The sequence below is a fragment of the Niastella sp. OAS944 genome (assembly GCA_024809215.1).
GTDB lineage: Bacteria > Bacteroidota > Bacteroidia > Chitinophagales > Chitinophagaceae > Niastella.
In genome coordinates this window covers 254,682-277,173 of the sequence record JANUBW010000002.1, presented here as the reverse complement: position 1 = coordinate 277,173, position 22,492 = coordinate 254,682, and the positions used below count along the sequence as shown (strand labels likewise).

General features: G+C 42.4%; 24 protein-coding genes. 16 read left to right on the top strand and 8 right to left on the bottom strand.

What is annotated here, in order from left to right; all coding sequences use genetic code 11:
* Window positions 1–36: 36 nt before the first annotated feature.
* The 6 genes from GGD38_RS11740 (at window position 37) to GGD38_RS11715 (ending at window position 3,407) form a co-directional block, all read left to right on the top strand.
* The gene (locus tag GGD38_RS11740; protein WP_375300663.1) at window positions 37–732 is read left to right on the top strand and encodes a tol-pal system YbgF family protein; all 696 of its coding nucleotides are present in this window, start codon (window positions 37–39) and stop codon (window positions 730–732) included.
* Between the two features lie 87 nt (window positions 733–819).
* Complete coding sequence (ribH, locus tag GGD38_RS11735) at window positions 820–1,320, top strand: 6,7-dimethyl-8-ribityllumazine synthase (RefSeq protein ID WP_375300664.1); 501 nt, start codon at window positions 820–822, stop codon at window positions 1,318–1,320.
* A gap of 69 nt (window positions 1,321–1,389) precedes the next feature.
* Window positions 1,390–2,115 carry a (Fe-S)-binding protein gene (locus GGD38_RS11730; RefSeq protein WP_375300665.1) on the top strand — a complete coding sequence of 242 codons (726 nt, stop codon included), beginning with the start codon at window positions 1,390–1,392 and terminating at the stop codon, window positions 2,113–2,115.
* A gap of 166 nt (window positions 2,116–2,281) precedes the next feature.
* On the top strand, window positions 2,282–2,716 hold the full coding sequence (locus tag GGD38_RS11725) for an FKBP-type peptidyl-prolyl cis-trans isomerase (protein ID WP_375300666.1): 435 nt from the start codon (window positions 2,282–2,284) through the stop codon (window positions 2,714–2,716).
* 158 nt (window positions 2,717–2,874) lie between these two features.
* Window positions 2,875–3,108 (top strand): hypothetical protein, encoded by a 234-nt coding sequence (locus GGD38_RS11720; protein WP_375300667.1) that lies wholly within the window; start codon window positions 2,875–2,877, stop codon window positions 3,106–3,108.
* Window positions 3,102–3,407, top strand: a complete 306-nt coding sequence (locus GGD38_RS11715; RefSeq protein WP_375300668.1) for a type II toxin-antitoxin system RelE/ParE family toxin — start codon at window positions 3,102–3,104, stop codon at window positions 3,405–3,407. The genes GGD38_RS11720 and GGD38_RS11715 overlap by 7 nt, the downstream gene beginning before the upstream one ends.
* A gap of 84 nt (window positions 3,408–3,491) precedes the next feature.
* Here GGD38_RS11715 and GGD38_RS11710 read toward each other — a convergent pair whose 3' ends face one another.
* From GGD38_RS11710 to GGD38_RS11700, 3 genes are read right to left on the bottom strand one after another with little or no spacing between them, the layout of a single operon-like run.
* Window positions 3,492–4,127: a nitroreductase family protein gene (locus GGD38_RS11710; protein WP_375300669.1), complete on the bottom strand. Its 636-nt coding sequence runs from the start codon at window positions 4,125–4,127 to the stop codon at window positions 3,492–3,494.
* Between the two features lie 35 nt (window positions 4,128–4,162).
* Entirely contained in the window at window positions 4,163–4,603 is a 441-nt protein-coding gene (locus GGD38_RS11705; RefSeq protein WP_375300670.1) for an organic hydroperoxide resistance protein, read from the bottom strand.
* 9 nt (window positions 4,604–4,612) lie between these two features.
* Complete coding sequence (locus GGD38_RS11700) at window positions 4,613–5,038, bottom strand: MarR family winged helix-turn-helix transcriptional regulator (protein WP_375300671.1); 426 nt, start codon at window positions 5,036–5,038, stop codon at window positions 4,613–4,615.
* Between the two features lie 205 nt (window positions 5,039–5,243).
* Between GGD38_RS11700 and GGD38_RS11695 the strand changes: the two genes are divergently transcribed.
* The 7 genes from GGD38_RS11695 (at window position 5,244) to GGD38_RS11665 (ending at window position 13,114) form a co-directional block, all read left to right on the top strand.
* Window positions 5,244–5,885, top strand: coding sequence for an RNA polymerase sigma factor (locus GGD38_RS11695; protein ID WP_375300672.1), 642 nt, complete (start codon window positions 5,244–5,246; stop codon window positions 5,883–5,885).
* Window positions 5,886–7,061 carry a FecR family protein gene (locus GGD38_RS11690; protein ID WP_375300673.1) on the top strand — a complete coding sequence of 392 codons (1,176 nt, stop codon included), beginning with the start codon at window positions 5,886–5,888 and terminating at the stop codon, window positions 7,059–7,061.
* Between the two features lie 23 nt (window positions 7,062–7,084).
* Window positions 7,085–9,715, top strand: a complete 2,631-nt coding sequence (locus tag GGD38_RS11685; RefSeq protein ID WP_375300674.1) for a carboxypeptidase-like regulatory domain-containing protein — start codon at window positions 7,085–7,087, stop codon at window positions 9,713–9,715.
* Between the two features lie 9 nt (window positions 9,716–9,724).
* Complete coding sequence (locus tag GGD38_RS11680) at window positions 9,725–10,717, top strand: DUF4249 family protein (protein ID WP_375300675.1); 993 nt, start codon at window positions 9,725–9,727, stop codon at window positions 10,715–10,717.
* A 118-nt stretch (window positions 10,718–10,835) separates the two neighbouring features.
* Window positions 10,836–11,582 (top strand): nucleotidyltransferase, encoded by a 747-nt coding sequence (locus GGD38_RS11675; protein ID WP_375300676.1) that lies wholly within the window; start codon window positions 10,836–10,838, stop codon window positions 11,580–11,582.
* A 2-nt stretch (window positions 11,583–11,584) separates the two neighbouring features.
* Window positions 11,585–12,325: a metallophosphoesterase gene (locus GGD38_RS11670; protein WP_375300677.1), complete on the top strand. Its 741-nt coding sequence runs from the start codon at window positions 11,585–11,587 to the stop codon at window positions 12,323–12,325.
* 84 nt (window positions 12,326–12,409) lie between these two features.
* Window positions 12,410–13,114 (top strand): DUF481 domain-containing protein, encoded by a 705-nt coding sequence (locus GGD38_RS11665; RefSeq protein WP_375300678.1) that lies wholly within the window; start codon window positions 12,410–12,412, stop codon window positions 13,112–13,114.
* A 6-nt stretch (window positions 13,115–13,120) separates the two neighbouring features.
* Here the strand turns inward: GGD38_RS11665 and GGD38_RS11660 are convergent, their stop codons facing one another.
* The 5 genes from GGD38_RS11660 to GGD38_RS11640 form a co-directional block, all read right to left on the bottom strand.
* Window positions 13,121–15,364: a TonB-dependent receptor gene (locus GGD38_RS11660; protein WP_375300679.1), complete on the bottom strand. Its 2,244-nt coding sequence runs from the start codon at window positions 15,362–15,364 to the stop codon at window positions 13,121–13,123.
* Between the two features lie 6 nt (window positions 15,365–15,370).
* Complete coding sequence (locus tag GGD38_RS11655) at window positions 15,371–16,657, bottom strand: tetratricopeptide repeat protein (RefSeq protein ID WP_375300680.1); 1,287 nt, start codon at window positions 16,655–16,657, stop codon at window positions 15,371–15,373.
* A gap of 89 nt (window positions 16,658–16,746) precedes the next feature.
* The gene (locus GGD38_RS11650) at window positions 16,747–17,271 is read right to left on the bottom strand and encodes a DUF4331 family protein (RefSeq protein WP_375300681.1); all 525 of its coding nucleotides are present in this window, start codon (window positions 17,269–17,271) and stop codon (window positions 16,747–16,749) included.
* Between the two features lie 23 nt (window positions 17,272–17,294).
* Window positions 17,295–17,951, bottom strand: coding sequence for a DUF4331 family protein (locus GGD38_RS11645; RefSeq protein WP_375300682.1), 657 nt, complete (start codon window positions 17,949–17,951; stop codon window positions 17,295–17,297).
* Between the two features lie 163 nt (window positions 17,952–18,114).
* On the bottom strand, window positions 18,115–18,672 hold the full coding sequence (locus GGD38_RS11640; RefSeq protein WP_375300683.1) for a fasciclin domain-containing protein: 558 nt from the start codon (window positions 18,670–18,672) through the stop codon (window positions 18,115–18,117).
* Between the two features lie 267 nt (window positions 18,673–18,939).
* On the opposite strand from GGD38_RS11640, the gene GGD38_RS11635 reads away from it, so the two are divergent.
* The 3 genes from GGD38_RS11635 to GGD38_RS11625 all read left to right on the top strand — a co-directional run bounded on the left by GGD38_RS11635 (window position 18,940) and on the right by GGD38_RS11625 (window position 22,456).
* Window positions 18,940–19,347: an EVE domain-containing protein gene (locus GGD38_RS11635; protein ID WP_375300684.1), complete on the top strand. Its 408-nt coding sequence runs from the start codon at window positions 18,940–18,942 to the stop codon at window positions 19,345–19,347.
* Window positions 19,348–19,817: 470 nt separating this feature from the next.
* Entirely contained in the window at window positions 19,818–21,521 is a 1,704-nt protein-coding gene (locus GGD38_RS11630; protein WP_375300685.1) for a von Willebrand factor type A domain-containing protein, read from the top strand.
* A gap of 20 nt (window positions 21,522–21,541) precedes the next feature.
* Window positions 21,542–22,456, top strand: a complete 915-nt coding sequence (locus GGD38_RS11625) for a DUF4349 domain-containing protein (RefSeq protein ID WP_375300686.1) — start codon at window positions 21,542–21,544, stop codon at window positions 22,454–22,456.
* Window positions 22,457–22,492 lie beyond the last annotated feature (36 nt).

Here is a 22,492-nt window from a genome sequence, read left to right as displayed (position 1 = left end):
ATTAAACAACATTCTCAACTAAAACAAACATAATTCATGGCCACTGAAGTTAAACAAGTGCCTGAACAACCGATTGAAAAATCAACCGAAGAAAGAGTGGTGGATTCGGCCCGCGACTTTTGGGGTAAGAACAATAAAGTGATTACCTACGCTGTCGTTGGTTTGATTGTAGTTGTTGGCGGTTACTTTGCCTATACGAAATTCTTTAAAGGACCTGCAGAAGCCAAAGCGGCTGAAGCCATCTGGAAAGCAGAAGACTATTTCAGACAGGATTCATTCAAACTGGCTTTAAATGGCGATGGTAAGAACCCCGGTTTCCTGAAAGTAATTTCAGCGCACAGCGGAACAAAAGCCGGTAACCTGGCTAAATTCTATGCCGGCGCCTGTTACGTTCAGCTGGGCGAATTCCAAAAAGGCATTGAGCAGCTAAAAGATTTTTCAACCAGCCAGGTTGAAGTTGAATTGCGTACCGCCGGTTTACTGGGCGACGCTTATTCTGAACTTGGTAAAAAATCAGAAGCTGTTGATTATTACAAAAAGGCTGGTACCATGTTCGATAAGGACGATGTTAACTCACCCGAATACCTGTTTCGCGCAGCCATGCTGTTGAGCCAGGATGGTAAGAACAAAGAAGCTATCGACCTGTTGCACCAGATCAAGGATAAATACCCCAACAGCCAACGTGCTTTTGAGGTAGATAAGCATTTAGGAAAGTTAGGTGATCTTAACTAAAGTCACCAGGTACCAGTTGCCAGTTACCGGGATTTGAAAACCGGGAACAACTGGGAACCGGAAACCGGGAACCGGAAACTTAAAAAGATGGCTGAAGTAAGCAATAGTAAATTATTACAGATAGATGCAGGCATTCTAAACACGAATGCCTGTGTTGTTATTGTACGTACCGAATGGAACGCCGCTATTATTGATGAACTTGAAAAAGGATGTCATACCGTTTTTCAAAAGTATAATGTGAAAGTGATAGTGGTTAATGTTCCCGGTGCATTTGAAATTCCTTTTGGTATAAAAAGCTACTGGGACGCGAACAAATATAAAGATGACCGCCCTTGTGCCTTTATAGCTCTTGGCTGTGTGCTGCGTGGCGACACCCCACACTTTGAATATGTTTGCCAGGGCGTAACAAACGGGGTAACCCAATTAAACCTTTCACTGCCGGTGCCAACCATCTTTGGCGTTTTAACGGTAGATAACGATCAGCAGGCGCAGGAGCGCATTGGCGGAAAACATGGCCACAAAGGCGAAGAAGCCGCCATCACTGCTTTAAAGATGATCGCACTCACACATTCGTATAAAAATCATTAATAGCTTTGTTAGGTGGGTATCCGCCAGCCGGCGGATGCTCACCTTATTTTCATTTAAAGGGGATTTGATATGAAGGTTCAATTATTTATTCCCTGCTTTGTAGATCAGTTGTTCCCGACCACCGCTTTTAACATGGTTAAAGTGTTGGAGAAAGCAGGTTGTAAAGTGACTTACAATACCAATCAAACCTGTTGCGGACAACCCGCTTTCAATGCCGGGTTCTGGGACGATAGTCGGGAGGTTTGCTCAAAATTCATGAAAGACTTCGCCGGCACAAGCACCGATTATATTGTTGCGCCCAGTGCATCGTGTGTGGGTTTTGTAAGAAATTATTATCCCACACTTTTCGAGAATACACAACAGGAAGTTGAGGTAAAAAGATTGGGTGAAAGGACCTATGAATTCACCGACTTTATGGTAAATGTGCTGAAGGTAGAGAATGTAGGTGCAAGCCTGTACACCAAGGCCACTTACCACGATTCGTGCGCCGGTTTACGTGAATGCAAGATCAAACAGGAGCCACGTAAATTACTGAGCCATGTAAAAGGATTGGAACTGGTAGAAATGAACGATGTGGAAACCTGCTGCGGTTTTGGCGGTACTTTTGCCGTTAAGTTCGATCCTATTTCAATTGGTATGGCCGATCAGAAAAGTCTCAATGCCAAAAATACCGGTGCAGAATGCATCATTTCAACAGACCTGTCGTGCCTGATGCATATTGACGGGCATATACGCAAAAAGAACATGGGACTGCAAACCATGCATATTGCTGATGTGTTAGCGAGTGGGTGGTAGTTATTCAGTTCTGAGTTCTTAGTTTTCAGTTCCTTTGTTCGGGACTCGCGATTATACTCTTGCATCAAGCATTTTAGGAGGTCCCGGAAACTGGTAACTTATAACCGGTAACAGTGTGTTAAAAAGCCTATCGCTACAATTGTTTAACTAATTAAACTATTTACAAATGGGTATCGCCGATCGTTTATTTCAACAGAAAAAAGAAAAAGCAGAAGCTAACCTGAAAGCGGGTAATGAGTTTCTGGAAGCCAATAAACAAAAACCAGGTGTGGTTGCATTACCAAGCGGATTGCAATACGAGATCATTACTGAAGGCACAGGGGCCAAACCCTCAGCCACCAGTAATGTAACCTGTCATTACCACGGTACGCTTATCGATGGCACCGTATTCGACAGCTCAGTACGCCGCGGCCAGCCAGCCACCTTCCCCTTAAACCGGGTTATCAAAGGCTGGACGGAAGGTTTACAACTGATGCCTGCCGGTAGCAAATGGCGCTTCTTCATTCCGCCACATTTAGGTTATGGCGAACAACAGGTAAGTGCGCAAATAGGACCAAACAGTACGCTGGTGTTTGAAGTGGAGTTGTTGGGAATAGGGTAGACGAAACATTATAAGATGTTAAAGCCGCGGTGTTCTAAGAATGGCGTGGCTTTTGTATTATATATAGTTGGTTTTGTGTTAGTTGTGCCAGTAGTAAAACTGCGGCTTATTTGGAAAAAAGGGATTTAAAAATTATATTTGTATAAACGAGCGTGTGTATGGCATATTCAACAATTGATAAAGAGCTGATCAGCTATTTTACATTGCTTGATGAAAAGCAAAAAGAATCGTTATTGGAAATGATCAAAAGCTTTTTAAAGCCAGGCAATAGTTCAACTGAACGAGTTACCATTGAACAATATAACAGAGAGATAGATGAAGCTGTTGAAAGAATTGAGAATGGAGAATTTGTTACTATGGAAGAGCTTCTAAAGGAAATGAAGAAATGGTAAATGTTCAATGGGAAATTGTATTTGACAGCATTGCTAAAGAGCATTTAAAAGAGGCTTACGATTACATTAAGAACGACTCTCCACAAAACGCTGTTAAAGTATTAGCCCGAATAACAGCCTCGATAAGTAAATTGGCAAAAGATCCCGAAAAATACTCTCCAGATAAATATCGTCTTAAAAATGATGGGTCTTATAGAGCTTATGAAATAGATAGATACCGGATTACATACAAAATATCTCCTCCGCAAATCTTCATTATTAGAATACGGCATACCAGTAGAGAGCCTTTGAAATACTGAAATTGATCTCAATGTATTCCCTTCTTAACAACAAGCAAAATGGGATGGGGTATTACAACAAATATAATTGGTTGTGTTGCCTTACTATTTAAACTCTACCAAAAATTCATCTTTGGGTGTACGCACTTTTTTCATAGCGCCCAACCAATCGCGGGTGTTATCGGCATAGCCTACATACATTAATGAAACGCTTTTTAATCCAAGTTCATTCAATCCCAGCACTTCATCAATTACCTTGTTATCAAAACCTTCCACAGGTGTAGTGTCTACCTTCAACTCGGCTGCCTGCGCAAGGGCCAGGCCCAGTGCCAGGTAAGTTTGTCGGGCGGTATGTACAAAGTTTGCCTCCTCCGGTTGATCGAGGTAAATAGACTTCAGTTTATTTGTATAATTAACGAACCGTCCCTGCGGCAATCCTCTTTCCTCTGTTGTGAAATCATAAACACGATCTATCCGCTCGGCCGTATATCTGTTCCATGCAGCAAAAATAATAACGTGCGAACATTCGCGCATACAATCAGGATTTAATGCATTGGCCGTCATTTTCTCTTTTAACTGCTGGTTTTCCACTACTATTACGCGAAAAGGCTGCAGGCCCGATGAGGTAGGAGCTAATCTGGCTGCTTCTACAATTTTATCAATGTTTTCCTTGCTTACTTTTTTAGTTGGGTCGTATGCCTTTACCGCATGCCTCCACTGTAAATCATTTATCAACGACATTTTGTTCCTTATTTTAAGATCTTAATTAAATGTTTTTATGCGGGCATTACAATTTCGTTGTTCGAAACGGTTAATGCTACTTCAATATTTCCCCTGGTTGCATTTGAATAAGGGCAAATCTGGTGTGCTTTTTCAACTAAAGCCCGGGCCTCTTCTAATGAAACCTGTGGAATATTGGCATGTAACTCAACGGCCAATCCAAATCCTCCATTTTCAAGTTGACCAAGGCTCACGCTGGCAGTGACAGCAGTTTCGCCGGTTGCCACTTTTGATAACTTTATAATGCGATTTAAAGCGCTGTCAAAACAGGCCGCATAGCCGGCGGCAAAAAGCATTTCCGGATTAGCATATTCATCATTGGTGCCGCCCAGGGCTTTGGGCATTCTTACCTCTACATCTAAAATCCCGTTTTCACTTTTTACATGGCCATTTCTTCCTCCCCGCGCAGTAGCGCCGGTAGTATACATGCTTTTCATAAGTTTCGTTTAATTATAATTCTTTAATATTTTTTCAATGGTACTTTTCAAAACAAGCAGGTCGTTTTTTGAAACCTTCATTGATGCTACCAGTTGTGATGGAACAGACAGGGCTTTTGCTTTTAATTTTTTTCCCTCCTGAGTCAGCGTAATATTTACTACACGTTCGTCGCCTGTATCTCTGGTCCTGGCCACCAATCCTTTCTGCTCCATTCTTTTCAGCAATGGCGTAAGCGTGCCGCTATCGAGCTTAAGTTGTTCACCCAGCTGGTTCACTGTTTGCTCCTGTTCTTCCCACAGCACCAGCATAACAAGGTATTGAGGATATGTTAAATCCAAATTCTCCAGTAATGGCCGGTAATGATTTATAATTTCTTTGGCCAGTGTATACACCGGAAAACATAACTGGTTGGCTAACTTCAATTTGGCTTCCATGCTGTGCTATTTAAACACAAAGGTAGCGTGAAATTAAATTGTGCGCAATATAATTACGTAAAATTAAACTCATTTTAATGTCGCAACAGGTAGTTTCATTAAGTTGTTATATTATTTAAATATGTTATCGGTTAATCGCAATAAAATTGATTTGATTAAAAAAGTTAAATGGTATTATTTTGATTTTTGAATCAAACCATTAGTATTGACTACTAAACAACTGTTCCTGCAGGTTGCTGAGGGTAATGAAAGAGCTTTCGAAACACTGTTCAATACATTCCTTCCCAAACTATATCCATTTATTATAAAATTTATTAAATCGGAGCCGGCTGCGCAGGAAATTGTACAGGAAACATTTATTCGGGTATGGTTATCGAGAGATAAATTAAGTGAAATAGATAACCCCGGCGGCTGGTTGTATAAAGTAGCTTCCAATGAATGTTACAGTTATTTGCGAAAAAGCATATTGAATAATAAATTTTTTAATCCCTTAACATTTGAACCTGAACCGGTCAATTCAACACATGAAGGCTTTGCATTAAAAGAATTGAACCGGCTTATAGGTGAGGCCGTCGATAAACTACCTGCACAGCGAAAAAAAATTTACCGCATGAGCCGCGATGAGGGGAAGAGCATTCCGGAAATTGCTTCTATATTAAATATATCTCCCAATACCGTTAAGAATGCGCTGGTAGCATCTTTAAAATTTATACGGGAATACCTTGTTAAATATGGTGTTATCTTCATTCTGTTGCTACTTACAGAAAAAAATAAAAATATTTTTATCGCCGATAGTCCTAAACAGTCCCATGCTCTTCTTATTAATAACACAGGCGAAATTAAATAAATGGACCAACAAAGATTAACCTGGCTACTGGAACAACACCTGGCCGACAAAGCAACTGAGCATGAACGACAGGAGCTACTGGACATGGTGAAAGCCAATGTCAATGAGGAGTTATTTAAACAGGTGATGTTCGAGAAAATGCAGGAAGAAATACCAGCGTTTCCTGCTAATGCATCTTCCTGGCAAAAAATGGTACAGGATGTTGTGAACATCGACAAAACACCTGCTGCAAAGCAATCACCCCGGGTGTTTACTTTATACCGGTGGATGGCGGCAGCGGCTGCTGTGTTGTTGCTAATAGGTTCGGTGGCTTATTTTATTATGGGTCGCACCTCTAACGCCGGGTTGGCTGCTTCACAAAAAGCTTTACCTGCATTGGTTGTAACGCCGGTAAACAAAAGTTTGTTGCAGCTTTCAGATGGTTCCCGAATTTGGTTGGATGATGTTAAAAACGGTAAAATAGCCAGTTATGAAAATACAACCATAACCAAACAGGATTCACAAATTATTTATACAACCACTAATCATAGTGGAGCCACCCATTACAATGTGGTGTCAACAGCGCGCAGCAGCCAGTATGAAGTGGTGTTGCCCGATGGCAGCCGTGTATGGTTGAATTCAGGTTCTTCTATCCGGTTTCCGGCATCTTTTAGCAGTAAAGAAAGATCGGTGGAGCTGTTGGGTGAAGCCTGGTTCGATGTACTGCATGCCAACGAAATTCCATTTGTTATTCATTCAGGCAATATCGTTACTTCAGTAATGGGAACTGCCTTTGATATTAAAGCATATCCGGGTGAGCACGCGATGATTGTGGCAGTACAGCGGGGCAGGGTAAAAGTACAGTCAGGAAACAGATCGCTTGCCACTTTGGAAAAAGGACATCAGGTAAAAGTAATGGCCGATGAAAGCTATTTTCAAAGCACTATTGATACTGCACATATAGCCGGCTGGAAGAAAGGCGATTTGTATTATAAAGATGAAATGCTTGCCGATATTGTGGCCGATCTGCAAAGAGTTTTTAACGTTTCCATTCAAATAAAACAGGCCTCACTGAAAAAAGTAATAACTACCGTTTCATTCAATAAAAATACAGGCCTTCGCAAATCGCTTGATATTATTTGCCGCATTACAGATGCCCGGCTTTCTGAAAGCAATGGAACATTCATTATAGAATAAAACACCCTCACATACCAATTTGTATGAAACAAATGAAACCAGTAATGGTATTCATATGCTGTACCTTATTGTCAATCGGCAACACCCGTGCACAGGATATGGATAAAACGATCATTAGTATTGACCTCAAAAATGCTTCTCTGGAAGAAGCCTTTGCTAAAGTTGAAAGCCTTACGCCTTTTAAATTCAATTATAAAACGGCTGATATAGCCGGTATTAAAAACATTAACTACCGGCAACAGCGTGTTTCAGTAAGAAAAATATTGACCGATATAACAGCCAATACACCCTTGTTATTTGAACAGATAGATAATTACATACTGATAAAAACGAGCCGCAACGGGCGGCCACATTCAGTAACCCTGTATGGATTTGTTACCGCAGTTAATTCAGGTGAATCATTGATTGGTGCTACCGTAAATATTTCGGGCAACAAAAGCTATTCAACCGTTACCAATGCCTATGGTTTTTACTCGTTAACATTTCCTGCTGGCACCTATAAGCTGAATTGCTCCTATGTGAGTTTTGAAGACAATGATACAACTGCCGATCTTCAACATACCTTTCAGAAAAATATTCAACTGGCCCTTAAGGAGAATGCACCGCTGAAAACGGTTGTTGTAGTAACAAAAGCAACAGATACGAGAAATAATGTTGAAAGAACAGGTACAGGTTATCACCGGTTAAGTATTGCAACCATTAAGAAAATAGCTATGCCCGGCGGTGAGCCCGATGTGTTAAAAAGCTTACAGTTTTTGCCTGGTATACAAACTTCGGCGGAAGGAACTACCAATTTATCGGTGCGCGGCGGATCGTATGATCAAAACCTGATCCTGCTCGATGAAGCGCCGGTATACAATCCTTCACATACGCTCGGTTTCTTTTCCGCTTTCAATACAGATGCCCTTAAAGATGTTGCTATTTATAAGGGCGCATTCCCTGCCTGGTATGGCTCCCGGTTATCTTCGGTGGTAGACATCCGGATGAAAGAAGGCAATTTTAAAAAACACACGGTAACCGGTGGACTAGGTTTTCTGGCCAGCCGCTTAACGATCGAAGGCCCAATAAAAAAAGAAGGTTCGTCCTTTATGATCTCGGGAAGATACAGCAATATAGGCGCCCTGTTAGATCTGTCGCGGAAATTGAATTTGCTAAAAGTGAATACAGAAAACAACAGAGTTTCATATTACGACCTCAATGTAAAGATCAATAAGATTATTGGTACCAAAGACCGGCTTTATTTATCTGCCTATACCGGCTATGATAACTTTTTCCTGAGCCCTCTTGAAAAATCCACTGAAATGAATTGGGGTAACACCACGGTTACCGCCCGGTGGAACCATATTTTCAATGCAGCATTGTTTGCCAATACATCCATTCTATACAGCAACTATAGATATTCATATGATCTGCTGGAAGACACCCGCAATTTTACCTGGCGCGCCAATTTAAGGGAAGTAACAGGCAAAACAGATTTCGATCTAATGATCAACAGCAACAACCAGATAAAATTTGGTGCAGGCGCTACTATGCAGGATGTATTGCCGGGCAGGGTAATTCCCAAAGGTAAAAATTCAGCATCGCGAGAAGTAACGCTCAATAACCGCAGCTCGGCTCAGGTATTTGCCTATATAAATAATGAACAAAAATTAAGTAAACACATCAACTTATCTTACGGACTTCGGGCTACGTGGTTTGCCGCCCTGGGCGATGCATTTGTTTACCAGTATAATGCAGACACTTCAGCTGTGGTCGACAGCACTTTTTATTCGAAAGGGAAAATTATTAAATCGTATGTGGGTTTGGAACCAAGAGCAACTGCCAGAATATTACTATCTCCTACAGCTTCGTTGAAATTTTCATATAGCAGGAATTACCAGTTCCAGCACCTGTTAACGAACTCTTCTGTTGGTTTGCCAACCGATATGTGGTTGCCTTCCGACACTTACTTTAAACCCCAGTATGCCGATCAGTTCGCTGCCGGTATTTACAAAACCATATTCAATGATTCCTATGAAGGCAGCATGGAAGGTTTTTATAGTAAATCTTATAATATCATTGACTTTAAAGATAACGCAGAAGTTTTTCTGAACGATAAAATTGAAACGCAGATCCTGACAGGGCAGGGGAAGGGATATGGACTTGAATTCCTGCTGAAAAAGAACAGCGGAGTTTCAACCGGCTGGATAAGTTATACCTGGTCAAAATCGCTGCGCCGCATTAATGGCGTAAATAATAATGAATGGTACCCACCCACCTTTGATCACCGGCACAGCATTTCGGTGGTGTATGCACATACAATAAGTGAAAGGGTGAATTTATCGTTAAACTGGGTTTATAGAAGCGGCGGCCGCACCACCATACCAATAGGCACTTATATTTTTTATGGCAGCAGGTACACGTATTATGGCTCAAGGAACAGCTATCAGCTTCCCGCCAATCACCGCCTCGATGTTAGTGTTACATGGAAAAACAAGTTAAACCCGAATAGAAGATGGAAGGGTGAATGGGTGTTTAGTATTTATAATGCATACAACAGGAAAAATTTATTTGCGCTTTATATAAACCAGTCGGTAGATTTTAGAAATACAAAAGCTACCCAGGTATACCTCACCAGTATTTTGCCATCAATAACCTACAATTTTAAATTTTAAAAGCTCAATATGCAAATGCGATGGTTTTTTATTAGTGCTGTTTTGTTTTTAGCTGCCTGTACAAAAGAATATAATTTCAAACTGGACGATACGAAGCCGCTTTATGTAATAGAAGGCCGGATCAGTGATTTAAAAGGCCCTTATTTTATTCACATAACAAGATCAACGAACCTGTTTGGTTATCCCCTGGTTGTAACAAACGATGCCGATAGTTTTGATGCTGTTCAGGGAGCTGAGGTAATTATTTCCGATGATATGGGAACTGTTGATACGCTAATTCCCGCGGTTGACAAATTGCCAAGATGGCATTATCGGTACAATGAGGGAAAGTATGATTCTATGTATTTTAATCTTTTCCCCAACAAGGTCGTAACGGCTAAACGCGGGTACTATCAAACAACAAAAATTCAGGGTAAACCCGGCCATACTTACCACCTCCATGTTCGCATTGGTGATTCAATATTTCAGTCCTCGGCATATATGCCGCCTGTGCCTACACTTGATTCTGCTGTTGTAGAAATGGATGCCGTTGTTAATGCAGCCGGGGATAAAGGTTATTTGCCATTGGCCTGGTTCAAAGAACCGCAAAACGAAAAAAACTATTATATGCTGCAATTTTATCCGCATATAACCGAACACCCATTCGACATGTTTACAATAGAGTATAATAATTATAACAGCATACCTTTTGTGGTTGATGATAATATATTACCATCAGAGGTGAACGGGTTATCAGTACAATTAATATGGCCCGATAGCTATCCCTATCCCGGACCAGGACCTTATCTGAATTTCCATCCCTACATGTATGCTTCTCATATAAGATTGTGTTCCTTAACAAAGGAAGCATATGGCTATTTCAATGAACTTCGAAAGCAATTAAAGGCCGATGGCAATGTGTATAAGCCGGTGCCGGCTTCAGCAAATGGTAATATCCGGGGCGGCGCACTGGGCCTTTTCTGGGCATCTGGTATTTCCTATAAATTGATCTGGCCAAACTGATTTGATCACCTAAAAACGCCAATTTGTTGACTGCCAAACCACCATAAATTCAATAAAGTCCCCATCTCGGGGAACTATCATCCCGCCACTCAGGCAACAGTTTTGCTAGCCATATTCAATGACGAAAATCACTGAACAGGAGAATACAGCAGCACTGGAATTTTATAGGGAGGCACTGCAACTGCTTGAAGAAAGTGGCGCCAGGTTTATGCTCGGTGGCGCTTTTGCCATCTTTCATCATACCGGCATTTACCGCAATACAAAAGACCTCGATGTATTTTGTCCAGCCAACGAATACCCAAAGATCTTAAAGTACTTTGGCGCCAAAGGCTATCGTACAGAGCTTACCGATGTACGCTGGCTGGCTAAAGTATTTAAAGGCGAATACTTCCTCGATATTATTTTCGATACCGTAAACAACATCTGCCGGGTTGACGATGATTGGCTGCAACACGCACACCAGGCCGAATTTTTGGGTTATAATATAAAAATTCTTTCACCCGAAGAACTGGTATGGTGTAAGATCTATGTTCAAAACCGCGAGCGGTACGATGCTGCAGATATAAATCATTTGCTTTTAAAACAAGGCCGCAGTTTCGATTGGAAAAGGCTTTACCAGAAAATGGACCAGCACTGGCATCTTTTACTTACCCAGATCCTTTCTTTTCAATTCGTTTATCCTTCAGAGTTCCATAATATAATTCCAAAATGGCTTTTTGATGAACTGCTTGTAAGGGCAGCGGAACAGTATGAACTGCCGCCCCCAATGGAAAAAGTTTGCCGGGGCCCCGTTATCGATCAAACCCAATACGAGATAGATATTAAAGAATGGGGCTATAAAACATGTACCATTAAAACAGTTTAACTATGACTGGTGAAAACAAAACGCGCGTTGCCGCTATTGCCGACATTCATATTGCTGAAACAGACAAAGGTAAATGGGTTGAGTTCTTTACTGATGTTTCAAAGAATGCCGATGTGCTCGTTATTTGCGGTGATCTTACCGATACCGGCGATGAATCGGAAGCGCATATTTTGGTAGATGAATTAAAGTCCTGCTCAATTCCGGTAGTAGGCGTTCTGGGGAACCACGACCATGAAAAGAACCGGCATAAACTTATAAGACAGATCGTGCAAAACCATCCCAATGTGCATATACTGGATGGTGAAGCGGTGGTAATTGCCGGTATTGGCTTTGCCGGGGTGAAAGGGTTTGGCGGCGGTTTCGATAACCACATGCTTTCGATGTTTGGTGAAGGCGCTATGAAGGCCTTTGTACAGGAAGCTGTGGAAGAAGCATTACATCTCGATCGGGCGCTTGCCCGCTTAGACCAGGACCACAACAATATTAAAAAGATTGCCCTGATGCACTATTCGCCCATAAAAGAAACGGTGCTGGGCGAACCTGAACAGATCTTCCCTTTTTTAGGTTCTTCGCGTTTGGCAGAACCTTTATTGCGCCGTAATGTAGAAGTGGCATTCCATGGGCATGCACATATTGGCGTGCTCGAAGGCAGCATTGCCGGTAAAGTAAAAGTATTTAATGTGGCCAAACATGTGCTGAAAAAATCAGGGTATGCCCGACCGTATTTCATTTATGAAATTTGATGCTTCGCTAAAATCCGGAACTTGTTATATTTGATCATGACCAAGATTGTGAAACGTGTCTTAATGATAGTGATATACCTATGCATGATACAACTTACAGGGTTCGCTCAATTCAATGACACGGTTAGCCACTACATAAGTTTTTCAGGAACGGGTAATTTAAACAGAACAACGCCGGGTGGTACAACGTATCTGCTTAATAATGCGGTAAAGTTTCAAATAGATAAAAAGAAAATTTCGCTTAACAGTATGGCCAGCCATATATATGGCAAGAACCCGGCTGCGAAAACCAATGATGACCTGCTGGCTATTATGAACCTCGATGTTTTAAAAGGTATTCAGAAGTTTTATTACTGGGCACTTACCAGTTTTGAAAAAAGTTATTCTTTAAAGGTCGATAGCCGGTTTCAGGCCGGTGTTGGTGTTGGGTATTCTTTCGTGAATAAGGATAATGCCAACCTGGAAGTGAGTGATGGTTTTTTATATGAGACCTCTAATCTGGCTGTTACCGACAAACTCGGGCGAACAAGCTATAGAACCGTTCGTAATTCACTTCGATTGAAATACCGGTTTATTATTAAGGAGATCTTCCGTTTTGATGGTCTTCATTTTTACCAGCCTTCCTTATCAGATGGCGACGATTATATTCTGAAACTAAACACCAGCTTTTCGGTTAAACTGTATAAATGGCTAAGCTTCACCACCGGGTTTAATTACAACCGACAGAATATTACCTCTACCGAAAACTTATTGATAACTTATGGTTTAAGCCTGGAAAAATACTTTTAGCCGGGTTTAAAAGAACACTGCCAGCTTCATTCTTGCAAAGAACGGTGTGCCTGGCGTAAAATGAATTTCTGAAACAGGATCAGGTTCATCCTTCAATCGTGATTCGGTATCAAACTGTGTTTCATTCCATTTTACATTGAACAGGTTTTCAATGGCCAGTCCAACCTCGTATTTCTTCTTTGTATAATTCAGGGAAAGATCGGTAACAGTATAGCCTTTGGCAATAACCGACTTGTCTTCATTAGCCGCACGATCGTGCATATACCTATAACGCAAACTGCCGTTCAACCCATTCTTTAACTGCCAGTTCAAACCACCGGTGCTGGTAAACGTAGGCGCAAGCGGAATATAATTTTCTCCCTTTGGTTCTTCTACACTGCGTGGTTTGGCCAGATTTACATTTGCGTCGGCAAACAGCCAGTTGTTGAACTGGTAACGGGCGCTCACATCAATACCAATACGCCGGGTTTTACCGCTGGGCTCTACTACGCCTTCATCGCCTACATAAACAAACTCCTGTTGCAGGTACAAATACCAGGCAGCAACATTTACCAATAGGTTACGGGTTGGTTTTAACAACACGCCAAGGTCGGCGCCATAAGCGGCAGGTAAAATATCGTAGCCACGGTTGAACACCACTACCCGGGCATCGTTTGAGTGAAACCCTTTACCGGTCTTTACATACAACTGTGTTTTTGTATTGAGCGTGTACTGAACGTTTAATTTAGGACTTACAATAACTTTTTGCTGGTCGGGCAGTTGATCATTGCTGAGCTTATCGTTGTAATGAAAGTTAAAATGATCGAACCGTGCGCCTACATTGAACCGCCATCTGTTCTTCTCTATGCTTTGATCGGCATAGGCAAAAGCGTTTGTTTCGCGAATGTTACCCAACTGGTTATAATCAAGTACTGTATTGCGATCGATGGTATGCGACAATTCCGTATTGCGCGTTTGATCGAGCCGGAAGCCGGCGCCATATAATGATTGCAGGTTCCAGCTGCCGAGGGTACTTTCATGTGAGAGTTTGGAATGATAACCTGCAATATTTCTTCCTTCCCGCTGGCGGATCTGATCGCCATTTACCGGGTCATTTAAAAAGAAGGTGAAGTTGGAATGCAGGTTGAAATTATAATTTGAATAAAATGCCTGGTTCTCCCAGGTTGTATTGGGCGATAGATAACTGGTAAGCTGGGCGCTGGCATTGGTACGGTTGGTATAACCACCTTCGGTATTATCAATATAACCAAAGCGGTCTATTTGCCCGCTTTTCACCGCACGTTCGGGAATTTGTCCGGATGCGTCCCAGTTGCTGTTCAGGGTAGAAGCGATCAGCGTTAGCTTATTTGAATTATTAAGTTGTGTATTGAATTTGCCGAAGAGGTTAAACCGTTTAAAGTGTTGCGGCGATTCAAACGGTCCGTCGGAATACAGGAACTCGCTGGCCACATAGGCATTGGTGCCTTTTTGTTTTTGGCGCTTGCTTAACAGGTCAATCATTGCCAATGCCCGCATGGTATTGAACTGGCCGCCTTCGAGCTTTACAGTGCTTTTATCAAGACTGTTCACCGTATTCATGCTAACATAACCGGCGGTGCCCAGGTTGCCGTATTGGGTGTAGTAGGGGCCTTTGCCATAATCAACGTTACCGGTAAGTTCGGGAATAAGAAAATGCAGATCGGCATAACCCTGGCCATGCGCGTGAGATACCATGTTCACTGGTAATCCGTCTACTGTTACATTGATATCGGTGCCGTGGTCAATATCAAAACCACGTAAGAATATTTGTTCTGCTTTACCACCGCCCTGGTGCTGACCAATGAACAAACCGGGCACAGTACGTAGTATATCCTGTGCAGATCGTACCGGTTGCAGGTTGAGGTCGATTTTACTAATGGTATGAAATGAAGCGGCGGTCGATTGCGGGGTGATCACTACCTCTTGTAAGCTTATGGGGCCTTTTTCCATTTCAACTACTATAGGGGAATTGCCGGCAGCTTTAACCTCTTTAGTAGCAAAACCTATAAATGTAATGATCAGTGCGGCATCGGTTTCAGCTGTGGTTGTATTTAGGGTGAAGTAGCCCTGTTTATTGGTAACAACACCCTGTTTGGTATTACTCCAGCGAACATACGCCAGTTCAAGCGGCTCCTGGCTATTTTTATCTATAACTCGTCCCTGTATAGCGCTCTGGCTAAAAGCGGCAGTTGCTAAAAAACAGGTGAAGGCAATTATTATAAACTTTTTCATGATCGGTTACAGGGTTTTTAAGGTTTCAGCGATCCTGCCGCTTATTACAGGGCCCAGTTCATACGAGCTTTCCTGTGCAGTAGTTAAATACTTCCGGGCTTTCGCGTTGTCGCCACCGGCCTGGTATATTTTACCCAGGTAGAACAAGGCGCCGGGTTCAAAGCATTTACCGATTACATGCGCCTGAGCGGTAGTTATGGCTTTTGATACCTGGCCATTTCGACAATACGCCCAGGCCAGCCAGCTGTAAGCCTCGGGTGTTGGCCGGTGCGCTACTTCTTCCAGTGCAATATGCAAACTACCGGCGGCATCGTTCATGTCATTGGCTTCAATATTGAAACGGTATTTGTTATACATGCCGCCATAAAGCCGGTTACCGGTTGCGGCCATAAATGCTGTTATATGTTGTTTATATTGAATGCTATCTTTCTCCACAGCTGCCATTTGCGAAAGTAATAAATCATAATCAGGAACGGGATGCCGCAGCTTTAAATACGCCACAATTTTGCGGGCGTTCGCCACATCTTTATCGTGCGAGAAGGCCAGCCAGGCAATGCCTTTCAGTGCATGGTAATAATGCGGGTCGGTAGCCAGTACATCGAGATAGCATTTATACGATAGCTGGTAACGGTTGGCATGGCCATAAAAATCGCCCAGGTTCGATCTTATCCAGCAGTAAAGCGATGGGTTATGGGTGTCTTTTATTTTGTCGCAGGCCATTTCCATAAGGCTGATCGCGGCATCCAGGTCGCCTTCAACATGGTCTTTATATTTTGCCTGGCGTATCAGGTAATCGAAACTGCTTTTATCGGTTATACTGTTCAATGCTTTTTTTGCCCGGTATTTATCGCCCAGTTCCATGGCCACATCAAATTCCATGAGCACGGTAAGGTATTTATCATCGCCTAATGCCAATGCCGAATCAATATATTGTTTCGCCTGTAGAAAGCGGTGTTGTGTTATACAATTGGCAGCCAGCGAACGAAAGGTGCCCGAACTGGTGGTATGGTTTAAATAATTTACCTGGCGGTACAGGCTATCGGCGCAATGTATTTCATTTATGTTACCGGAATATGAAAAGCGCCTGGTATACAAACCGGCTATTTTGTTTTCTGAAATAATATCGCCGGGGGCTTTGTTTAGTTTGTTTTGCCAAAAGCCAAGCTCCTCATCTATTTGTTGTAAGCGGGTGTTTTGCGTTGGTTGTAAATAGCGGGAATAATCTTTGGGGTTGGTAATGGGTTGTTGGCAGGCGGTGAGGATTATTAGAAGGGAAAGATATATATACTTCATGGCTTGTGGTGTTAGTTTTGAGAAGTAGGAGGTAAGAAATAGGATATTGGATAAGCGTGCCACGGTTCCAAACCGTGACACGCATAGTTCTAATGAGGTGTAGCCAAATATGGGAATGATGCTAAGAACGCCTTATCGTTACTATTTACCTTATCGCTTGTTAAGCCCGGATTGGCTGTACCATTGGGGCCACCAAAGATGAGGGTAAGCTCAACATCAATAACATCATCGGCAAGTGCCCGGCCGGTAAGCACATTAGTGCCATCATAGAAAGTAGTGGGTGCTGTTGTGGATGCGTTCAAAACATCAGTTACCAAAACATTGCTAAACTGATCGGCGGTTAATCCCAACAGGTTGGTGGTATAACCGGCATTCAATGCCATTAGTCTTGCTTTGAACTTACTGCCAAAGGCCGCATTCATGGCCGAAGGTACGGTTGTGTTGAACATATCTTTGTCAGCGGCTGATACAAACACCGTATTGATTGCCGGGCGCGCCATTTGGTCCTGCGTTCCGTAATAATTAGGTTTTCTATCGTCGTCGTCGTCATCCTTATCGCAAGCTGAAAACACAATCATACCCGATACGATAAATAATAAGCTATATAGTTTCATAAAATTATGTTTGATTTTAAGCGTTAGATTTTTTTCTTTGTTTCTAGCCAAACGTTGAGTTTACCATTGGTGGCATTCAGCATCGATTTAGGAACTTCTACAACAAAACTCAATACATTGGTACCGGCAAAGGCATCGGAACCGGGATTGTTAAAGCTGGTTGCAGTACCGGCAATGATCTTTTTAAACTGGTTAAGATCAAAAAAGAATGGATCATCGCGTGGGCCGGCAAATACTTTTAATCCACCGCCTGTACCAATATTAGCCGACGAACCATAGGGGCTAACAGCTACTTCGGCAGTTGCACTGCCTTCCAGCTTACTGCGGCTGCCCGTTTCTGATGGTTTTATTGGGCCATATACTTTCATCATGCCATTGTTGTAAATGCCTTGTATCACCAGGTCTTCCACGTTATCGTTGTTATTGTCGATATTGAATTCGATGAGGGTGTTTTCATCGAATTTGGCAGCGCCGGTTGCATTTGGCGACAGAAGTCCCTGCGTATTGGCAACAAATACGAGGTTGTTTACATCCTGCCCTCTGAATACATACACATCGGTAATATCGGTAGATTGATTGGTTACTGCGGGTGCGTCAATATGATCGGCGGCATATACCAAACCACCTGCCGTAATACCTGCTGTAGCTAAAACCGCGAACAGCATTTTCTTTTTTTTCATGATTACTTTTTTTGTGTTGATAAAAGAGTGCCTGTACAATCTGTTACATAAACAAATTGAAAAAGCCTTAGAATAATAAAACAGGGAATTTTAGAGTGCTAAAACCAGGCGGGGATCTGGAAATTGAACCATTATCAAATTAGCAAATTATCACATTATCACATTAGTTTTTCGGTAACACCACATGATCGATTACGTGAATAACGCCATTGCTTTGATAAACGTTTGAGATGGTAACGGTGGCCATGCCGCCTTTTTCATCGGTAAGCATAATTTTATTACCCTTCATCCAGGCCCATAGTTTGCCACCGGCTACAGTGGTTAACTCAGCTTTACCACCGGCGGCTTTAATGAGTTTCGATAATTCACTGCCATCGAGCCTGCCTGGCACTACATGGTAGGTGAGAATAGTAGTGAGCATTGTTTTGTTTTCAGGTTTCAATAAAGTTTCAACGGTGCCTTTAGGCAGCATATCGAACGCTTTATTGGTTGGGGCGAATACGGTAAACGGACCAGCTGTTTGTAATGTCTCCACCAAACCGGCAGCTTTTACGGCAGCTACCAGCGTTGTATGATCTTTAGAGTTAACGGCATTTTCTACGATGTTTTTAGTAGGGTACATGGGTGCGCCACCAACGTTTACCGTTTTTTCCTGTGCAAAAGATGCGTTCATAATAAAGGCTGCTGCCATCAGCATGGCCATACTTTTAACCGATTTCATAATAGTGTTTTTAAGAAGGAATGTTTTTGTGTTTATTGATCATGTACCGGTAATGAATTCAATATCATATACGGAAAGCTGAATTACCTGGATTTAACATTTCGAAAAAAATTATCATCGTTGAAAAAAGTAACAAATAGGCAATTGACAATTGGCAAATTCAATGCTTGCCTATTGCTTATTGCCAATTGCCCATTGCCCATTGATTTAGCCTGTTACTTGAAGGATGCATCTTTTTTATTAACTTTCGCCCTTAATTGTAACAATATGGCATACTGGCTCGTAAAATCAGAACCTTCTGTTTATTCATGGGAGCAATTTGAGCAAGACAAACAAACCTTTTGGGATGGTGTACGCAACTATGCGGCCCGTAATAACCTGAAGGCAATGAAAAAAGGCGATGAGGTATTATATTATCATAGTAATGAGGGTTTGGAAATTGTAGGTATTGCCAAAGTGGCTAAAGAGTTTTACCAGGACCCCAGTACTGATGATGACAAGTGGGTTGCGGTTGACCTAAAGCCTTATAAAAAATTGAAACACCCCGTTTCATTAAGCGCTATAAAAAAAGATAAGCGTCTTGCCAACATGGCCCTCGTGCGCATTAGCCAGTTATCGGTACAACCCGTTACCGATGATGAGTGGGCAGCGGTTATGGAATTAGCTAAGTTGTAAGTTTGTTTAACGGAGTTATTTTCTGAGGAGGATAACTCCGTTTTCTTTTTAAGGGCTTTCACTGTTCACAGTTCATAGTTCACTGTTCATAGTTGTTCAGTTATTCAGTTGTTCATTTTAAGTTTCATTACGCTTCGCTACGCCTTTCTCCTCGTTAACTTGTATTCCCTCTTTCAACTTATACTCAAGCTGCTGCACAGAGATTACCTTGTTAACCTGTCAACTATTGATCCACCCGCCGCACAGAACCCCAGTCAACCCGTCAACCCGTCAACCCGTTAACTCGTCAACTCACCTTAACATTTCCTTTAGGTTACCTTTTCACCACTGGCGTAATTAATCACTACAGGTAACCGGTGACCTGTGAACTAAAAACTAAGAACTAAAAACTAAGAACTAAAAACTTAGAACTTCTTATGTAATTTCTAACAACCTGCATCTAAATACTACGCACACCTAAAAACCCAGTCATGAAAATTGTATGTAAACTGCTTGCAGCATTGCTGCTATGGATCTTTATTGCCTGTAACGATACCGGAAAAGGAAGCGCTGAGACTGAAAGACGCGCCGATAGTGGGGCTGCTGCTGCCGATATGATGGTGGCTCCCCATGAAACTGCCGACGCTTCGGTTGTTATGCCGCCTCCACCAGTAGAAATGAATAAATTTACGCCACCCGTAATTGTAAAAGATGAAGAAGCAGGCGCCGGTGTAGCTGAACTACAAAAAGTGGAAGAGGAACCAGTTAACACAGAAGATTACGATCATATTGTTGAGAACCGGTTTCTTGCTGCCGCACAAAACCCGCTCTCCACGTTTTCTATAGATGTTGATGAAGCCGCCTACAGTAATATTCGCCGTTATATAAATAATGGCAGCATTCCACCGGCCGGGGCTGTACGAATAGAAGAAATGCTCAATTATTTCGATTATACCTATCCGCAACCAGCCAACGACAATCCCTTCTCGGTAAATACCGAATTATCAGAATGTCCCTGGAATGCGCAACACCGCCTGGTGCATATCGGTTTACAGGGAAAAGAAATTCCCTTACAAAATTTGCCCAATGCCAATATTGTATTCCTGATAGATGTATCGGGCTCAATGGAAGAGCCTAATAAATTGCCGCTTGTAAAAGCATCGATGAATTTACTGGCCGATCAGTTACGTGCCGATGATAAAGTAGCTATTGTAGTATACGCCGGTAATGCCGGACTGGTTTTACCAGCCACCAGCGGCGCTAATAAAACAGCCATTAAAGAAGCCATCGATCAATTGCAGGCAGGCGGCAGCACTGCCGGTGGCGAAGGTATTCAACTGGCATATAAGGTAGCCCGGGAGAACTTTATCAAAGGCGGTAACAACCGGATTATTCTCGCAACCGATGGTGATTTTAATGTAGGGGCAAGCAGTGATGATGAACTGGTTTCGCTGATTGAAAAAGAAAGAAAAAGCGGTATTTTCCTTAGCGTGCTGGGCTACGGTATGGGCAACTACAAAGACAATAAAATGCAACAACTGGCCGACAAAGGAAATGGCAACCATTCGTACATCGATAATATAAACGAAGCCCGCAAAGTATTGGTTTCGGAGTTTGGCAGCACGCTGTTCACCATTGCCAAAGATGTAAAAATTCAAATTGAATTCAATCCCGCCAAAGTACAGGCTTACCGACTTATAGGTTATGAAAACCGGGTACTGGCAGCCGAAGATTTTAACGACGATAAAAAAGATGCGGGTGAGCTGGGCTCGGGCCATACCGTAACAGCTTTGTATGAAGTGATACCTGCAGGTGTAAAAAGCGAATTCATTGCCAAAGTTGACGAGCTGAAATATCAACCGGTTAAAAATATGGTTGCGGTTACCAGTGGCGGCGATGAATTAATGACCATTAAACTCCGCTATAAAAAGCCCGATGGCGATGTAAGTAAACTGATCGTTCATCCCGTTACCGATTCACATATTGCGCTGGCAAATACCTCTGATAATTTCCGGTTCTCTGCTGCCGTGGCTTCCTTTGGTATGTTGTTGCGTAATTCTGAATTTAAACAAAGTGCTTCTTTTCCGCAGGTGATCAGCTTGGCGAAAAGCGCCAAAGGAACTGATGCAAACGGCTATCGCCAGGAATTCATCAACCTGGTGCAGGCAGCCGGTTCATTAACTGTAAAAAAATAATCCATCTTAAACTATCCATCATGCTATCTAATTATAAACCGGTGGTATTGTTTGCAGGAGCACTGTTGATCGTGCTTGTTGCCTGTAAAGCCAAAAGCCCCAATGAAGAAAAAGCTGTGGCTGTTGCGGCTCTTCAAACGCAGGAAAGGGCTCCTGAAGAAAATAATAAATATTTTTTGCCGGCTGCAGACTCCACGACTCAGGTGGTAAACAATGATCAACCGCCCAAAACACAGCAAGCAACGCCGGCTCAGCATATTGACTGGGATAAAAAGATAATCAAAAATGCTGTATTGAATGTTGAAGCAAAAAATTATAAAACGTTCAACGATCTGGTGCACGAGCAGGTTAAACAAGCCGGTGGTTATGTGGCCGGCGAAGAACAATCCAAATCGGAATATAAGATCGAGAACATTGTAACCATCAAGGTGCCTGTTGATCAGTTTGATAACCTGGTAAAATCAATCACCTCTACAAAAGATGAAAATGTAGTGTCGCAAAAAGTTACTTCGCAGGATGTGACGGGTGAAGTAATTGACACCCGTTCAAGAACGGAAGCCAAGCGGCAGGTGCGTTTGCGCTACCTCGATCTGTTGAAGCAGGCGAAGAATATGGAAGAGATCCTGAAGGTGCAGGAGGAGATAAACAACATTCAGGAAGAAATTGAGGCCGGTTCGGGCCGGGTAAGCTATCTCACACATGCAGCCGCTTATAGCACCATTGAGCTAACATTTTACCAGGTACTAAATGCGCAGGCGGTGCAACCAAATACGCCTGGTTTTGGCGCAAGGGTATTAGGTGCGCTTGGTAATGGGTTGAACTGGGTGGGTGAAATGCTGGTATTACTACTTACCCTGTGGCCATTGTGGTTATGTGCCGGTGGCCTTTGGTGGTTGATAAAGAAATACCGGGCAAAACCAAAAACGGCTCAGTAGTTAGTTTCTAAATAGGGTTCATTCAGGTGGGTTTCT

Bases quoted from the DNA above. Each gene is read 5' to 3' on its own strand.
- GGD38_RS11740 (WP_375300663.1), top strand. From the start codon at position 37: ATGGCCACTGAAGTTAAACAAGTGCCTGAACAACCGATTGAAAAATCA.
- ribH (WP_375300664.1), top strand. From the start codon at position 820: ATGGCTGAAGTAAGCAATAGTAAATTATTACAGATAGATGCAGGCATT.
- GGD38_RS11730 (WP_375300665.1), top strand. From the start codon at position 1,390: ATGAAGGTTCAATTATTTATTCCCTGCTTTGTAGATCAGTTGTTCCCG.
- GGD38_RS11725 (WP_375300666.1), top strand. From the start codon at position 2,282: ATGGGTATCGCCGATCGTTTATTTCAACAGAAAAAAGAAAAAGCAGAA.
- GGD38_RS11720 (WP_375300667.1), top strand. From the start codon at position 2,875: ATGGCATATTCAACAATTGATAAAGAGCTGATCAGCTATTTTACATTG.
- GGD38_RS11715 (WP_375300668.1), top strand. From the start codon at position 3,102: ATGGTAAATGTTCAATGGGAAATTGTATTTGACAGCATTGCTAAAGAG.
- GGD38_RS11710 (WP_375300669.1), bottom strand. From the start codon at position 4,127: ATGTCGTTGATAAATGATTTACAGTGGAGGCATGCGGTAAAGGCATAC.
- GGD38_RS11705 (WP_375300670.1), bottom strand. From the start codon at position 4,603: ATGAAAAGCATGTATACTACCGGCGCTACTGCGCGGGGAGGAAGAAAT.
- GGD38_RS11700 (WP_375300671.1), bottom strand. From the start codon at position 5,038: ATGGAAGCCAAATTGAAGTTAGCCAACCAGTTATGTTTTCCGGTGTAT.
- GGD38_RS11690 (WP_375300673.1), top strand. From the start codon at position 5,886: ATGGACCAACAAAGATTAACCTGGCTACTGGAACAACACCTGGCCGAC.
- GGD38_RS11685 (WP_375300674.1), top strand. From the start codon at position 7,085: ATGAAACAAATGAAACCAGTAATGGTATTCATATGCTGTACCTTATTG.
- GGD38_RS11680 (WP_375300675.1), top strand. From the start codon at position 9,725: ATGCAAATGCGATGGTTTTTTATTAGTGCTGTTTTGTTTTTAGCTGCC.
- GGD38_RS11675 (WP_375300676.1), top strand. From the start codon at position 10,836: ATGACGAAAATCACTGAACAGGAGAATACAGCAGCACTGGAATTTTAT.
- GGD38_RS11670 (WP_375300677.1), top strand. From the start codon at position 11,585: ATGACTGGTGAAAACAAAACGCGCGTTGCCGCTATTGCCGACATTCAT.
- GGD38_RS11665 (WP_375300678.1), top strand. From the start codon at position 12,410: ATGATACAACTTACAGGGTTCGCTCAATTCAATGACACGGTTAGCCAC.
- GGD38_RS11660 (WP_375300679.1), bottom strand. From the start codon at position 15,364: ATGAAAAAGTTTATAATAATTGCCTTCACCTGTTTTTTAGCAACTGCC.
- GGD38_RS11655 (WP_375300680.1), bottom strand. From the start codon at position 16,657: ATGAAGTATATATATCTTTCCCTTCTAATAATCCTCACCGCCTGCCAA.
- GGD38_RS11650 (WP_375300681.1), bottom strand. From the start codon at position 17,271: ATGAAACTATATAGCTTATTATTTATCGTATCGGGTATGATTGTGTTT.
- GGD38_RS11645 (WP_375300682.1), bottom strand. From the start codon at position 17,951: ATGAAAAAAAAGAAAATGCTGTTCGCGGTTTTAGCTACAGCAGGTATT.
- GGD38_RS11640 (WP_375300683.1), bottom strand. From the start codon at position 18,672: ATGAAATCGGTTAAAAGTATGGCCATGCTGATGGCAGCAGCCTTTATT.
- GGD38_RS11635 (WP_375300684.1), top strand. From the start codon at position 18,940: ATGGCATACTGGCTCGTAAAATCAGAACCTTCTGTTTATTCATGGGAG.
- GGD38_RS11630 (WP_375300685.1), top strand. From the start codon at position 19,818: ATGAAAATTGTATGTAAACTGCTTGCAGCATTGCTGCTATGGATCTTT.
- GGD38_RS11625 (WP_375300686.1), top strand. From the start codon at position 21,542: ATGCTATCTAATTATAAACCGGTGGTATTGTTTGCAGGAGCACTGTTG.